Origin of the sequence: Streptomyces sp. NPDC059853 (genome assembly GCF_042731495.1) — a bacterium.
Classification (GTDB): Bacteria; Actinomycetota; Actinomycetes; order Streptomycetales; family Streptomycetaceae; genus Streptomyces.
In genome coordinates this window covers 1-12,984 of the sequence record NZ_JBHWJL010000041.1, presented here as the reverse complement: position 1 = coordinate 12,984, position 12,984 = coordinate 1, and the positions used below count along the sequence as shown (strand labels likewise).

Below are 12,984 nucleotides of genomic sequence, written 5' to 3'. Positions count from 1 at the left end.
GCAGGCCAAGTCACCCCCAGGAGTGACAGCAGTGGTGTGTGGGACGGAGTGCACCACACGGAGATAGGGTGACGGGTGCCCCGCACCCCCGAGGGAATTCCGTGTCCGCCTCCGCACCACCGCCGTTCGGCTCGCTGCGCTGCCCGCTGTGCCGGCAGCCGCTCGGCCACCAGGCCACCTCACTGCGCTGCCCCGCGGGGCACACCTTCGACATCGCCCGGCAGGGCTACGCCGGCCTGCTGACCGGCAGCCGCGCCCCGGCCGGAGCCGACACCGCGGCCATGGTCGCCGCCCGCGAGGCCTTTCTGTCCGCCGGCCACTACGCGCCCCTGGCCCAGGCCCTCGCCGAGGAAGCCGCCGGGGCACAGGTCCCCCCGGAAGGCACCGTTCTGGACGCCGGTACCGGCACCGGCTACTACCTGGCCGCCGTCCTCGACGCCCTGCCCACAGCGCAAGGAATCGGCCTGGATCTGTCCAAATACGCGCTGCGCCGCGCCGCCCGCGCCCACCCCAGGATCGCCGCCGCCGTCTGGGACGTCTGGCGCCCGCTGCCCCTGCCCGACGGCGGGGCCGATCTGCTGATCAACGTCTTCGCCCCGCGCAACGGCCCCGAGTTCCACCGGGTGCTGCGCCCCGGCGGCACCCTCCTGGTGATCACCCCCACCGCCCGCCATCTGTCCGGACTGCCCCGGAGGCGCCTGGGACTGCTGGCCATCGACCCCGACAAGGACCGCCGGCTGCGCCGCACCCTCGAAGGCCACTTCGCCCCGGACGGCAGCCGGCCGCTGGAGTACACCGCCCACCTCCCGGCCGCCGATGTGGCCCACCTGGTCGGCATGGGCCCCTCCGCCCACCACCTGGACACCGACGCCACCCGCACCTGGCTCGCCGAGCGGCCGGGCTCGGTGCCGGTGACGATCTCGGTCACCCTCTCCCGGTACCACCCGCGCGAGGGAATGACCGGGCCCCGCTGACGGTTGTCCCTCCCGACCGCACCAGCGCAACAGGGAGGACACCGCCGTGTCGGACGCCATCAGGGGACGCAGCATCGGGAGCGCGCCCGTACCGCTGTCGGTGCTCGACCTGGCCACCGTGGGCAGCGGCCGCACGGCGACCCAGGCGCTGGGCACCTCGGTGGAACTGGCGCGGCTCGCCGAACGCGTGGGCTACCACCGGTTCTGGGTGGCCGAGCACCACTCGATGCCCGGAGTCGCCAGCTCCGCCCCCGCGGTGATCCTCGCCCACCTCGCCGCCCACACCGAGCGGATCCGGCTCGGCTCCGGCGGCGTCATGCTCCCCAACCACGCGCCGCTGGTGATCGCCGAGCAGTTCGGCACGCTGGAGGCCATGGCCCCCGGCCGGATCGACCTGGGGCTCGGCCGCGCCCCCGGCACCGACCAGGCGACGGCCGCCGCCCTGCGCCGGGGCCGCACCGACGGCGCCGACCAGTTCCCCGAGCAACTGGCCGAACTGGTCCGCTTCCTCGACGACGACTTCCCCCCGGAACACCCCTACTCCCGGATCCACGCCGTGCCGGGACCCGTCCAGGGCCGGGTGCCGGGCGGCGTGCAGTCCGACCACCGGCCCCCCGTCTGGCTGCTGGGCTCCTCCGGGTTCAGCGCCCAGCTCGCCGGCCGCCTCGGGCTGCCCTTCGCGTTCGCCCACCACTTCTCCTCGGCGCACACGCTGCCCGCTCTGCAGTTGTACCGGCAGTCCTTCCGCCCCTCCGAGACGCTGTCGGAGCCCTACGCGATCGTCACCGCCAACGCCCTGGCCGCCGAGGACCCGCGCGACGCCTACCGCCAGGCGCTGGCCGGTGGCCTGTCCATGGTGCGGCTGCGCACCGGCCGGCCCGGGCTGGTCCCGACCCCGGAGGAGGCCGAGGCGTATCCGTTCAGCGCGCCCGAGCGCGCCGTGGTGGAGGAGTATCTGAGCAATGTCATCCACGGAGCACCCGAGACGGTCCGCGACGGGCTCGACGAACTGGCCAAGCTGACCGGTGCCGACGAACTCATGCTCTCCGCCATGGGACAGGGCCACGAGGCCCGGCTGCGCAGCTACGAGCTGATCGCCGGCGCCTACGCTCAATGAGCCGTGTCGGTGTGCCAGAGCAACTCCCCCTCCGCCGAACGGATCTCCACATCACCGGTGGTGCGCACCACCAGCGTGGCCCCCGGGTGCCCGGCGGTGGGGGTGGCCCACAGCGGCTCCCCCTCCGCCGACAGCACCGCCAGCTCCCCGCCGGGCCGCAACTGGGCCAGCACCGCCCCGCTGTCGGTGCCGGAGCGCCAGCGTTCGCTCTCGTGCTCGTCGTGCACCGTCAGGTCCCCGCTCTCCTGGAAGCGCAGCCGGGCCTTGCCCGAGCTGATCACCTCGCCGCGCCGCAGGGTGAGCGGGGCTGAGAAGACCTGATCCTCCAGCGGGCCGCCGCCCACCGGGATCACCCCCTGGGACAGCCACTTCAGCGCGGAGAGCGAGGGCACGAAGGTGTACAGCGCGCCCTCGGTGCGCACGAACTTCTGGAACTCGACGGGGTGGAACTCCTTCTCCCCGGCAGGGAAGGACGCCGGGCCCGCGCCCCCGATCACCGGGTCCCGCCCGACCGGGCTGCTCCGTACCGGAAAGTCGCCCGCCTCCACCCAGGTGCGCTGGATGAACTCGAACTGGGCGATGAGATCCGACTGATAGCTGATGAAGAGCAGCCCCCGCGCGGTGTCCACGGCCGCCGGATCGTAGGGCGGGCCGAACGGGATGCCGCGGCGCAGCACCCGCCGCCCGTCCAGGATGCCCTCCTGCGCCAGGGCCGCCTCGTCGTCCTCGGTCGCCTTGAGCCCGTCCCGGGGGTTGGTCTTGCGCAGATGCGAGAAGAGCGGTGTGACGCGGCCGTCCAGGTCGTCGGCGAAGGTGATGTCGTTGCTCACCTCCGCGCAGGGCGGCAGCGGCGCGTCCCGGTCGGGCGAGTGGGCCAGCGGGGTGCCCGAGGGCCAGCGGCCCATCAGCCGGGCCGCGTACCAGGGCCCGGTGGCGTCCGGCGGGACGACGCCCGCTTCGCGCAGCACCCGGACGTGCTCCTCGGCCTGGGCCCACCAGCCCGGCACGTCCTGGGCGAGACGCCGCACCACCTGGAAGGTGCCGTCCCGCATCCAGCCGGGCAGCCAGGTCACCACCCGGTGGTCGGGCTCGTGGCCGATCACGAACTCACCGGCGGCGATCAGCCGGGTGCCCGGCTTGCCCTTCACATGGACCGGATCCCCCGGGTCGGGCGGATCGAAGCCGTGCACCCCCGGCTGGCTGACGCCGTCCCGGAAGCCGAAGTGCTCCTGTCCGCGCCGGTGGCCGGGCAGGGTGGCCCCGCGCTGCTCGAAGACCAGGAACACCCGGTGCCGTTCGCACTCGGCCCGTTCCTCCTCGACCGCGCCGCGCAGATCGCCGGGCCGGTCGGCGGCGATGGTCAGCACGGCGTGCACCGGCTCCTGGTGCCCGGCGCCGAACAGCCAGTGCGCCGGGTCGGATTCACCGGTGTCGCCCAGCAGGTCCTTGCGCCGCGCGCACCCCTGGGCCAGCGCCTCCTGGGTGCTGCCGGCCGGCACGTCGGTGAGCGGATCGCCGCCGATCAGCTCGGCGAGCCCGGGGTAGGTGAAGGACACCCCCCGCCACACCGCCGCCGCGTCCACCGGGTCGGCCCCGTCGGCCGTCCGCCTGGCCCGGCTGAAGGCGGAGTTGAACGCGGCGACGTCCGCCGTGGTGGCGATCCGGTGCCGCAGCCGCCCGAGCCACGCCCGCGCCCGGCGCCGGTCGCCGAAGCGCAGCAACAGCAGCCGGACGTGATCCTTCTTGAACCCGGCCAGGATGTCGCCCTGGATCTCGGTGCTCTCTCGCAGTGGCAGTTCTTGACCCATGGCACGCCCCCCGTGCGGGTTGGCCAGTCACCACCCCTGGTAACTGACTGTCGATGTTCGCACGCACCACGTTACAGAAAGTAAAGGCTCGATGGGGGTGTCTCCCCCCGAATCACCCCAAAGAGTGGCCCCCTATGTCCGGTTGACCGCCGCGTACTCCTCCGCCAGCTCCGCGTCCACCCGGTCCCCGCCCTGCGTCCGCCAGGTGCGCACCGCCTCGTCCCAGCGCTTCATCGAGCTGTGCCCCTGCACCACCGAGATCACCGCGTCCTCGAAGAGCTTGCGCATCCTGGTGTACGGCCGCAGCGCGTCCCGCACCACCAGGCCGCTGGTCAGCGGCGGGATCCCGGTCTCCACGTCCGCCCTCTGGAAGGCGTGCACCCGGCGCACCGCGTCCGGGTTGCCCGGGTAGAAGTGCACCGGCGGCGGCGCGGTGATGTACCGCACCGGCACCGTGCTCGGGTTCTCCGTCTTCGCCAGCTCCGTCAGCTCCAGATCCCCGTCCACCCGCTCGAAGTGCACGCCCTCCACCCCGTAGTACGTCCGCTCGTACTCGGTGGTCCCGAACGGCGCGGCCAGATAGTCCAGCACCCGCAGCAGCAGCCGGACGCGCTCCGGCGGCCCCGGCTTCAGCAGCGTGTAGCCGTACGTCCCGCCGCTGAAGTGCGAGGTCAGGCCCGCCCCCAGCCCGGTCGGCGGGCGCAGCAGATCCACCGTGAACGCGTCGCCCACCGCGATGTTGGCCGCCTGGTAGCCCGGCAGGTTGTCCAGCTGGGCGCGGACCGTCCCGTTGAAGAACAGCGACTTCATCGTCTCGGTCGGCATGGTCGCCGTCCCCGGGTAGTACACCTTCTCCGTCTGGTGCAGCCGCCGCGCGAACTCGACCGCCGCCCGGTACTCCTCGGTCAGCTCCGCCTTGACGAACTCCCCGTCCCGCAGCCCGTACAGATTCGGCGCCCCGTGCCACGACGCCAGCAGCGGCACCCCGAACAGCCAGCCGCCCGAGGACACCCCGAAGCCGTACTTCCTGCCGCCGGTGGCCCGCTTGAGGGTGTCGACGAACTCCTCCGCCGTCCAGTCGTTGTAGGTGCCCCCGGCCAGCTCGACCAGTTCCTCCCGGTGCGAGAGGATCGCCGAGCCGGTGCGCGGGCGGGTGATCGGCACCCCCATGATCCGGCCGCCCATCAGCCCCATGTCGCGCCAGGCGTAGGTCGGCAGATTCGCCAGATTCGGGTAGGCGCGCACCGCGGGACCGGCCAGGTACGCGCTCAGATCGGCGGCCACGTTCGCCGCGTAGTCGGCGACCCGGGGGATCCAGTTGCGCACCATCAGCAGGTCCGGCATGTCGCCGCTGGCCATCATCGTGGCGATCTTCGCCTGGAGGTTGCCGCTGGGCACCAGCTGGAGCTTGAGATCCACGCCGAGCGCCTCGTTGAGCGCCGCCCAGTAGCGGTTGGCGCCGGGCCCGCGCGGCGGCGCCTCGTACGTCTCCACCATCGCGGTCAGCGTCTCGCGCCCGGTGCCCGGCCGCTCCGGCACCGAGCTGACCAGCTGGTCGGGGTAGCGCAGGAAGCCCGCGTCCACCCCGCGCGGGTCCGCCGGCAGATCGGGGCGCGGCCCCTCCACCGGGACGTACTCGGGCCACGGCACCGGATCGGTACCGGCGTTGCGGGCGCTGCGCGCCTGCGAGGTGGCGCAGCCGGCCAGCGCGGGGGCGGCGGCGAGCGCGGCGCCCGCGCCCAGGGACGTCCGCAGGAAGCGCCGCCGGGACGGGCCACCGGCGAGGGGGTTCACGGTCATGTCCGGCTCCTCCTGGCTCAGCTCTTGATGGCGCCGGTCAGCACGCCCTTGGTGAAGTACTTCTGGATGAAGGGGTAGATGATCAGGACCGGGATCACCGCGACCACGACCGTGGCCATCTGGTACGTCTGCGGCGCCGCGACCGCGCCCGAGTCGGAGAGCGCGTCGGTGGTGTTGCCGCCGAGGTTGGCGCCCTTGGTGACGACCGTCTGGAGCACCGCCTGGAGCGGCCACTTCGAGGAGTCGTTGAGGTAGAGGATCGCGGAGAAGAAGCTGTTCCAGTAGCCGACCGCGTAGAACAGCCCGATCACCGCGATCACCGCCTTGGACAGCGGCAGCACGATCCGCAGCAGCACGGTGAGTTCGCCCGCCCCGTCGATGCGGGCCGCGTCGTACAGCTCCTGCGGCAGTCCCTGGAAGAAGCCGCGCATGATGACCAGGTTGAAGACGTTGATGGCCACCGGCAGGATCAGCGCCCAGTACGAGTCGAGCAGCCCGAGCCCCTTGACCACCAGGTAGCCGGGCAGCATCCCGGGCGGGAAGAGGAAGGTGAACAGCACCATCAGCAGCAGCGGCTTGCGCAGGCTGAAGTGCTCGCGGGAGAGCACGTAGGCGAGGGTGATGGTGCCGAAGAGGCTGACGGCCGTGCCCACCACGGTGATGCCCACGCTCACCGCCAGCGAGCGGGTGATGGTGCCGCCGGAGAGGATGTCCTGGTACGCCTGGAGGGTGGGCTCGGTGGGGAAGAGCACCCAGCCGCCGTTCTCCGTGACCTCGGCGGGGGAGGCGAGCGAGGTGGAGACGACCACCAGGATCGGTACCAGGATCAGCGCGCAGATGACGACCAGGGCGACCGCCTTGCCCGCCTGGGTGAGCGGGTGCGGTCTCTCCATCCAGGAGGGGCGGTGCTCCTTGGGGCCGACGGCCTTGTCGAGCAGCGCTTTGCCGTTTCTCACTTGTAGACCCCCTGCTCGCCCAGCCGGTGCGCGATCTTGTTGGCGCTGTAGACGAGGAGCGCGCCGACGACGCCCTTGAAGAGACCGGCCGCCGCCGAGTAGCCCCAGTCGGCGCCGAGGACGCCCTGGTAGTAGACGAAGGTGTCCAGCACCTCACCGGCCTCCGGGCCCACCGCGTCCCGTTGCAGCAGGATCTGCTCGAAGCCGACGGTGAGGATGTCGCCGAGGCGCATGATGAGCAGCAGGATGACGATGGGCCGGATCGCGGGCAGGGTGACGTGCCAGAAGCGGCGGCGCGGCCCGGCGCCGTCGAGGGCGGCCGACTCGTACAGGTCCTGGTTCACCTGGCTGAGCGCGGCCAGGAAGATGATGGTGCCCCAGCCGCAGTCCTTCCAGATGATCTGGACGACCATGAGCGGCTTGAACGCGTCCGGGTTGCTCAGTACATCGGTGACGAACGCGACGTCGCCGCCGAACATCCCGGTGGGTCCGAGGAGTTGCTGGAACAGGGCCACCACGATGACCCAGGAGAGGAAGTGCGGCAGGTAGACCACCGACTGGATGATCTTGCGGACCCCGCCGCGCGCCAGGCTGTGCAGCAGCAGCGCCAGGGCGAGCGGGAGGGGGAAGAAGAACACCAGCTGGAGCGTGGCGATGGACAGGGTGTTCCAGGCGGCCTGCCAGAACGCGGCGTCCTCGAACATCCGCTGGAAGTTGTCGAGGCCGACCCAGGGGCTCTCCCACAGGCCCTGGAAGGGCACGAAGTCCTTGAAGGCGATGACGTTGCCGAACAGGGCCGCGTAGTGGAAGACGAGGAAGTACGCGATCCCGGGGGCGGCGAGCAGCAGCAGGGTGCGCTGGCCGCGCAGCGCCCGCCGCCACCGTACGGAGCGGGGTTCGCGCCCGGGTGGTGCGCCCGGCGGCCGGTCGGGCGGGTCGGTGGACGGGGCGGGGGAACCGCCGGCCTGCTCGATGGTGCTCGTCATCGAACACTCCCTCAGCTCAGAGCGATCTGCCCAACGGAACCCACAGGTTCAAACGATTCACGGAAGGTAGAGCGATTGCTGAGAGAGGTCAACAGTTCGGACAGAAGTGCCTGTTGAGAGGGGTAGCAAACGTATCGCTGCGGTGACCGGCCACGGCGGCCCGCGGCCGGTCAGTCACCACGAACGGACAGAACCGAACGGGCGTCAGCCGGCGAACACGGCCGTCACCGGAGCGTGGTCCGACCAGCGCTCGCCGTGGCTCGCGGCCCGCTCGACATACGCCTTGACGCACCGCCCCGCCAGCCCCGGGGTGGCCGCCAGCAGATCGATCCGCCAGCCCGCGTCGTTGTCGAACGCCCGGCCCCGGTAGGACCACCACGAGTACGGGCCCTCCTGCCCGGGGTGCTGGGCGCGCACCACATCGGTGTAGCCGCCCTCGGCGCCGAACACCCGGGTGAGCCAGGCGCGTTCCTCGGGCAGGAAGCCGGAGTTCTTGCGGTTGGCGCGCCAGTTCTTGAGGTCGGCCTCCTGGTGGGCGATGTTCCAGTCGCCGCACACCAGCACCTCGCGCCCCTGGGCCGCGGCGCGCTCGCGCAGACCGATCAGATACGGCAGGAACGCGGCCATGAAGCGCTCCTTCTCCTCCTGCCGCTCGGTGCCCACCTCGCCCGAGGGCAGATAGAGGCTCGCCACGGTCAGGCCCGGCAGATCGGCCTCCAGATAGCGGCCGGAGGCGTCGAACTCCGGCACCCCGAACCCGGTGCGCACCGCGTCCGGCGCGCGGCGGGTGAGCAGCGCCACACCGGCCCGGCCCTTGGCGGCGGCCGGTGCCCAGAAGGCGTGCCACCCGGCGGGCTCGCCCACCTCACCGGGGAGCTGGTGCCGCTCGGCGCGCACCTCCTGGAGGCAGACGACATCGGCCTCGGTGGCGGCCAGCCACTCCCGGTATCCCTTGGTGGCGGCGGCCCGCAGGCCGTTGACGTTGACCGTGGTGACGGTGTGCACGGTGGGTGCCCTCCCGGCTGATGCCCTGGTGACGCGGTTTCCGCGCGAACCTACCGCACCGTTCCACCTGGTGGACAATCCGGCCAGATGGTGATCAATCGCTCGCTGGGCGGCGTACCGTCGCAACGCCCAGCTTTGTACGATGACCTGCATGAAGCTCGTCACCGTCCGCTTCGATCACCCCGACGCGCGCAAGCTCAACGACCGGGTGCAGGCGGAGTACGCGGAGCGCTACGGGGACGAGGGCGACCTCACCCCGCTCGCCCCCGAGATGTTCGACCCGCCGGCCGGTCTGTACGTCCTGGCCTACGACGCCGACGGGGTGCCGGTCGGCACCGGCGGCTGGCGCTCGCACGACGAGGCGTCCCTCGGCGAGGGCTACGCGCTGGGCGATGCCGAGATCAAGCGGATGTACATCGTCCCCGAGGCCCGCGGCCACGGCTTCTCCCGGCTGATCCTGGCGCACTTGGAGGAGACCGCCCGCGCCGCCGGGCGGCTGCGGATGGTGCTGGAGACCGGCACCAAGCAGCCGGAGGCGATCAGTCTGTACGAGACCAGCGGGTACGCCCTGGTGCCGGACGACGGCAAGTTCGGCTACTACCGCTTCCACGACAGCAGCCGCTGCTACACCAAGCCGCTGGTCTGACCCGCACCCCCCGCTCGCTCCCGGCGGCGTGACGGCGCCGCCCCGGACGCCGCCCCGTCACGTCCGGGCGGCGACCGCCGTGGCCGGGGCGGCGGGCGGCCCGCCCGCCGGGCGCGCCGGGACCGGGCGGCGGTGGTGCACCACCGCGACCGTGACCAGCCCGGCCACCGCCCAGCACACCAGCACCGCCAGCGGGAACGCCGAGCCCGCCCCGTCGAAGAACGACACCCCGCGCAGCAGCGTCGATCCGGCGCCGGTGGGCAGCAGCTGACCCAGTGTCCCCACCGGGAAGGGCAGCATCTCGGGCGCCGAGGTGGCGCCCGACCACGGGTTGCCCAGCATCATCAGGAGCACCGCGCCCAGCCCGATGCCGCGCGGCCCCAGCAGCGCCGCGAGCGCGGCCACCGCCGCGCCGCCGGCCAGGGCCATGAGGGCGAGCGCCCCGGCCACCGTCCACCAGTCGCCGGCCATGGCGCCCAGCCAGCTGTGCCCGATCAGCGCCCCGGCCGCGCCCACCAGCACGGAGGCGCCCCCCAGCGCCGCCAGCGCGTACCGGCCGCGCAGCCGCAGCAGGGTGACCAGCGCGCCGAGCGCGATCCCGGCCATCGCCATGGGCAGCACGCTGGCGCCGAAGACCGCGCCGCGCGGGTCGGCGGCCGGGGCGGGGACGACGTCGGTGACGGTGAGCGCGGCGCCCTCGGGCAGTGCCTGGGCGGCCAGTTGCTCCAGCAGCTGGGCGACGGAAGCGGACGCGGCCGACGCCGTCAGCAGCTCGGCACCGTCGGGGCCCGGCACCAGCGCGCCGTAGACGTCGCGCTGTTCGATGGCGGTGAGCGCGGAGGCGGCGTCCGGATAGGTGCGGACGTCGAAGGCGCCGTCGCGGGCCTGGAGGGCGGCGGCCACCGGGGCGGTGGCCTCGGCGGGCCCGGCCACGCCGATCGGGAGGTCGTGGGGAGCGGTTCTGGCGGCGGGCCAGGCGAAGGCCCACAGGATGAAGGTGATGACCAGCGGCAGCGCCACCAGGACGGTGACGAGTTTCCGGTTCTGGGAGGGCATGGCGGTTGCTCCGGCGGTAAAGAGAATGAGCATTCGTTTTATGACCCGGGCGCACGAGTTGTCAAGAAGGAACGTTCGTTTTAAAGTGCGCGCGTGGCCCGTGTCTCGCAGGAACATCTCGACGCCCGCCGCCGGCAGATCGTGGAGGGCGCGGCCCGCTGCTTCGCCCGCGACGGCTTCCACGCCACGTCCATGCAGGACGTGCTCAAGGAGACCGGCCTGTCCGCCGGGGCGGTCTACCGCTACTTCCCCTCCAAGGACGCGATCATCGTCGCCCTCGCCCTCGACGTGCTGCGGCAGGTCGGCGGCGCCTTCGGCGAGGCCGCCGCGCACCCGGACCCCCCGGCCGCGCCCGGCGACATCCTCGCCGACACCCTCACCGAGGTGCTGGCCGGCCTGTGCGTACCGCCCTCCCTGATCCTCCAGGTCTGGTCGGAGACCCTGCGCAACCCCGAACTCGACACCGTCCTCCAGCGCGGTATCGCCGAGGTGCTGGCGTCCTGGACCTCCATCGCCGAGAACTACCAGCGCCGGGGCCTGATGCGCGCCGATGTCCCCCCGGAACACGTGGCGCGCACGATCCTCGCCTGTGCCCAGGGCTTTCTCGTCCAGCGCGCCCTGGTCGCCCCCGAGTTGCGGCCCGACGTGCTCCGCGCGGGTCTTCGGGGCCTGACGTCGTTGACTCTAGACTGAGCCCTTCGGGCACGGATCGGATGGCGGAAGGACCGTGGTGGGCACTGTGGCGGGGGCGGTGGGAGGACGTGACGGGGACCCGTCCGCCGAACTGCTGACGGAGGCCGCCGCCGCCTTCGGACTGCTCGCCTCCACCGCCCGGCTGCACATCGTGTGGGCGCTCGCCGAGGGCGAGTCCGACGTCAGCGGGCTGGCCGAACGCGTCGGCGGTACGCTCCCGGCCGTCAGCCAGCACCTCGCCAAGCTCAAGCTGGCCGGCCTGGTGCGCTCCCGCCGCGAGGGCCGCCGCGTCGTCTACCTGGTCGACGATCCCGACGTGGTCACCGTCGTCCGGCTGATGGTCGGCCAGCTCGCCGACCGCACCGGCGGCCGGAGCGCGGGCCCCCCGGCGCCCCGGCGCGCGCATGGCCCGGGTCTCTGAGGCGTCCGCGCACCCGGCCGGACCCCCGCACCACCCCGCCGCGCGCCCCGCCCCGCCCGACCCCGCCGCCCTCGGCCGGCTCACCCCGCTGGCGGTCCTGCGCGCCCTGGACGCCTCACCGCGCGGCCTGGACGAACAGCAGGCCCAGCTCCGGCTGGAGCGCTACGGCGAGAACACCGTCCCCGAGACCCGGCCGCCCGGCCGGGCGCGGCGTTTCGTCCACAGTCTGCGCGATCCGTTCAGCGTGGTGCTGGTCGTCCTCGGCCTGGTGTCGGCGGCCGTCGCCGCCTGGGCCACCGCCGCCGTGATCACCGTGCTGGTGCTGGTCAGCTCGGTGCTGCGGACCACCGGCGAACACCGCGCCGAGCGCGCCGCCGCCGGCCTGCGCGACCTGGTCGCCGCGACGGCGACCGTACGCCGCCGCCCCGCGCCCGGCGCGGACCCGCGCGTGCGCGAGATACCCGTCGACCAGCTCGTCCCGGGCGATGTGGTGCTGCTGGCGCCCGGCGATGTCGTCCCGGCCGATGTCCGGCTGCTGCGGGCCACCGGGCTCACCCTGCACCAGCCCGCGCTCACCGGGGAGTCGGCCCCCGTCGCCCGGGCCGCCCTGGACGATCCGCCGCCGGGCGAGCTGCCGCAGCAGCCGCAGCTGTGCCTCCAGGGCGGCAGCGTGGCCACCGGCAGCGGCACCGGGGTGGTGCTGGCCACCGGCGCGGACACCTTCCGGGCCCGGCAGTCCCGCGCGGTGCCGTGCCGGGCCGCCGGGGGCACCGTCTTCCACCGGGCGCTGGGCGGGGTGACCTGGACGCTGATCCGGCTGATGCTGTGCACCGCCGTGCTGGTGCTGGCCGCGCACACCCTGCTGCGCGGCCCGGCCCTGGACACGGTGCCGCTGGCGGTGGCCGTCGCGGTGGCGCTCACCCCGGAGATGCTGCCGGTGGTGGTGAACGTGTCGCTCGCCCGGGGCGCGGTGCGGCTCGCCAGGGAGCGCTCGGTGATCGTGCGCCGGCTGCCCGCACTGCACGATCTGGGCGCGATGCGGGTGCTGTGCACCGACAAGACCGGCACCCTCACCCGGGACCGGCCCGTGGTGCACCGCGCGCTCGACCCGGTCGGCCGACCCGCGCCCGAGGTGCTGCGCTGGGCCGCCGTCAACGCCCACTGGACGCTCCAGCTGGCGGAGTTGCCCGCCCCGGACGCGCTGGACGAGGCGCTGCTGCGGGCGGCGGGGCCCGGCCGGGAGACCGGGGTGGCCGCCGTGCCGTTCGACCCGGTACGCCGCCGGGCCACCGCCGTCGTCCGGGAACCGGGGCACCCGGGCACCCACACCTTGGTGGTCAAAGGGGCGGTGGAGATGGCTTGCTGCCCGTAGAGGGGGAGCTGCTTGGCGAGCTGCTTGACGCTCATCGCGGCACCTTCGGGAAGGTGGTCGACGAATCCGGCGACGTAGCGTTCGCGCGTCGGCAGGAGGCTGAAGTCGGTGCGCGTGCGGGCTTGCTGGCCGGGTGCGGAGCGCTTGCCG

11 protein-coding genes and 2 pseudogenes are annotated in these 12,984 nt (G+C 73.2%); 6 read left to right on the top strand and 7 right to left on the bottom strand.

The window, feature by feature from the left end; genetic code table 11:
• Nucleotides 1–101: 101 nt before the first annotated feature.
• Together ACFV5N_RS07185 and ACFV5N_RS07180 are read left to right on the top strand one after the other, a co-directional pair.
• Nucleotides 102–974: a putative RNA methyltransferase gene (locus tag ACFV5N_RS07185; RefSeq protein WP_385595209.1), complete on the top strand. Its 873-nt coding sequence runs from the start codon at nucleotides 102–104 to the stop codon at nucleotides 972–974.
• Nucleotides 975–1,020: 46 nt separating this feature from the next.
• On the top strand, nucleotides 1,021–2,091 hold the full coding sequence (locus ACFV5N_RS07180; protein ID WP_385595206.1) for an LLM class flavin-dependent oxidoreductase: 1,071 nt from the start codon (nucleotides 1,021–1,023) through the stop codon (nucleotides 2,089–2,091).
• On the opposite strand, the gene ACFV5N_RS07175 is transcribed toward ACFV5N_RS07180, so the two are convergent.
• From ACFV5N_RS07175 to ACFV5N_RS07155, 5 genes are all read right to left on the bottom strand, one after another.
• The gene (locus ACFV5N_RS07175) at nucleotides 2,085–3,899 is read right to left on the bottom strand and encodes a Dyp-type peroxidase (RefSeq protein WP_385595203.1); all 1,815 of its coding nucleotides are present in this window, start codon (nucleotides 3,897–3,899) and stop codon (nucleotides 2,085–2,087) included. The two genes, ACFV5N_RS07180 and ACFV5N_RS07175, sit on opposite strands and share 7 nt — an antisense overlap.
• 132 nt (nucleotides 3,900–4,031) lie before the next feature.
• A complete protein-coding gene (locus ACFV5N_RS07170) occupies nucleotides 4,032–5,699 on the bottom strand; it encodes an extracellular solute-binding protein (RefSeq protein ID WP_385595200.1) in 1,668 nt (555 codons plus the stop codon).
• A 17-nt stretch (nucleotides 5,700–5,716) separates the two neighbouring features.
• Complete coding sequence (locus ACFV5N_RS07165) at nucleotides 5,717–6,592, bottom strand: carbohydrate ABC transporter permease (RefSeq protein WP_385595248.1); 876 nt, start codon at nucleotides 6,590–6,592, stop codon at nucleotides 5,717–5,719.
• A gap of 59 nt (nucleotides 6,593–6,651) precedes the next feature.
• A complete protein-coding gene (locus tag ACFV5N_RS07160) occupies nucleotides 6,652–7,641 on the bottom strand; it encodes an ABC transporter permease (protein WP_385595197.1) in 990 nt (329 codons plus the stop codon).
• A 204-nt stretch (nucleotides 7,642–7,845) separates the two neighbouring features.
• Nucleotides 7,846–8,646, bottom strand: coding sequence for an exodeoxyribonuclease III (locus ACFV5N_RS07155; RefSeq protein ID WP_385595194.1), 801 nt, complete (start codon nucleotides 8,644–8,646; stop codon nucleotides 7,846–7,848).
• 151 nt (nucleotides 8,647–8,797) lie between these two features.
• On the opposite strand from ACFV5N_RS07155, the gene ACFV5N_RS07150 reads away from it, so the two are divergent.
• Nucleotides 8,798–9,292: a GNAT family N-acetyltransferase gene (locus ACFV5N_RS07150; RefSeq protein ID WP_385595191.1), complete on the top strand. Its 495-nt coding sequence runs from the start codon at nucleotides 8,798–8,800 to the stop codon at nucleotides 9,290–9,292.
• A 57-nt stretch (nucleotides 9,293–9,349) separates the two neighbouring features.
• On the opposite strand, the gene ACFV5N_RS07145 is transcribed toward ACFV5N_RS07150, so the two are convergent.
• On the bottom strand, nucleotides 9,350–10,348 hold the full coding sequence (locus ACFV5N_RS07145; protein ID WP_385595189.1) for an ABC transporter permease: 999 nt from the start codon (nucleotides 10,346–10,348) through the stop codon (nucleotides 9,350–9,352).
• 93 nt (nucleotides 10,349–10,441) lie between these two features.
• Here ACFV5N_RS07145 and ACFV5N_RS07140 point away from each other — a divergent pair, with 93 nt between their 5' ends.
• The 3 genes and pseudogenes from ACFV5N_RS07140 to ACFV5N_RS07130 all read left to right on the top strand — a co-directional run.
• Nucleotides 10,442–11,041, top strand: a complete 600-nt coding sequence (locus ACFV5N_RS07140) for a TetR/AcrR family transcriptional regulator (RefSeq protein ID WP_385595186.1) — start codon at nucleotides 10,442–10,444, stop codon at nucleotides 11,039–11,041.
• Between the two features lie 58 nt (nucleotides 11,042–11,099).
• Entirely contained in the window at nucleotides 11,100–11,462 is a 363-nt protein-coding gene (locus tag ACFV5N_RS07135; RefSeq protein ID WP_385595184.1) for an ArsR/SmtB family transcription factor, read from the top strand.
• Nucleotides 11,446–12,816, top strand: a pseudogene (locus ACFV5N_RS07130) (cation-transporting P-type ATPase); the annotation flags it as partial. The gene ACFV5N_RS07135 and the pseudogene ACFV5N_RS07130, both read left to right, overlap by 17 nt.
• Here the strand turns inward: ACFV5N_RS07130 and ACFV5N_RS07125 are convergent.
• Nucleotides 12,807–12,984 (bottom strand): annotated as a pseudogene (locus ACFV5N_RS07125) (MarR family transcriptional regulator); the annotation flags it as partial. The pseudogenes ACFV5N_RS07130 and ACFV5N_RS07125 sit on opposite strands and share 10 nt — an antisense overlap.

Bases quoted from the DNA above. Each gene is read 5' to 3' on its own strand.
- ACFV5N_RS07175 (WP_385595203.1), bottom strand. From the start codon at position 3,899: ATGGGTCAAGAACTGCCACTGCGAGAGAGCACCGAGATCCAGGGCGAC.
- ACFV5N_RS07170 (WP_385595200.1), bottom strand. From the start codon at position 5,699: ATGACCGTGAACCCCCTCGCCGGTGGCCCGTCCCGGCGGCGCTTCCTG.
- ACFV5N_RS07165 (WP_385595248.1), bottom strand. From the start codon at position 6,592: ATGGAGAGACCGCACCCGCTCACCCAGGCGGGCAAGGCGGTCGCCCTG.
- ACFV5N_RS07160 (WP_385595197.1), bottom strand. From the start codon at position 7,641: ATGACGAGCACCATCGAGCAGGCCGGCGGTTCCCCCGCCCCGTCCACC.
- ACFV5N_RS07150 (WP_385595191.1), top strand. From the start codon at position 8,798: ATGAAGCTCGTCACCGTCCGCTTCGATCACCCCGACGCGCGCAAGCTC.
- ACFV5N_RS07145 (WP_385595189.1), bottom strand. From the start codon at position 10,348: ATGCCCTCCCAGAACCGGAAACTCGTCACCGTCCTGGTGGCGCTGCCG.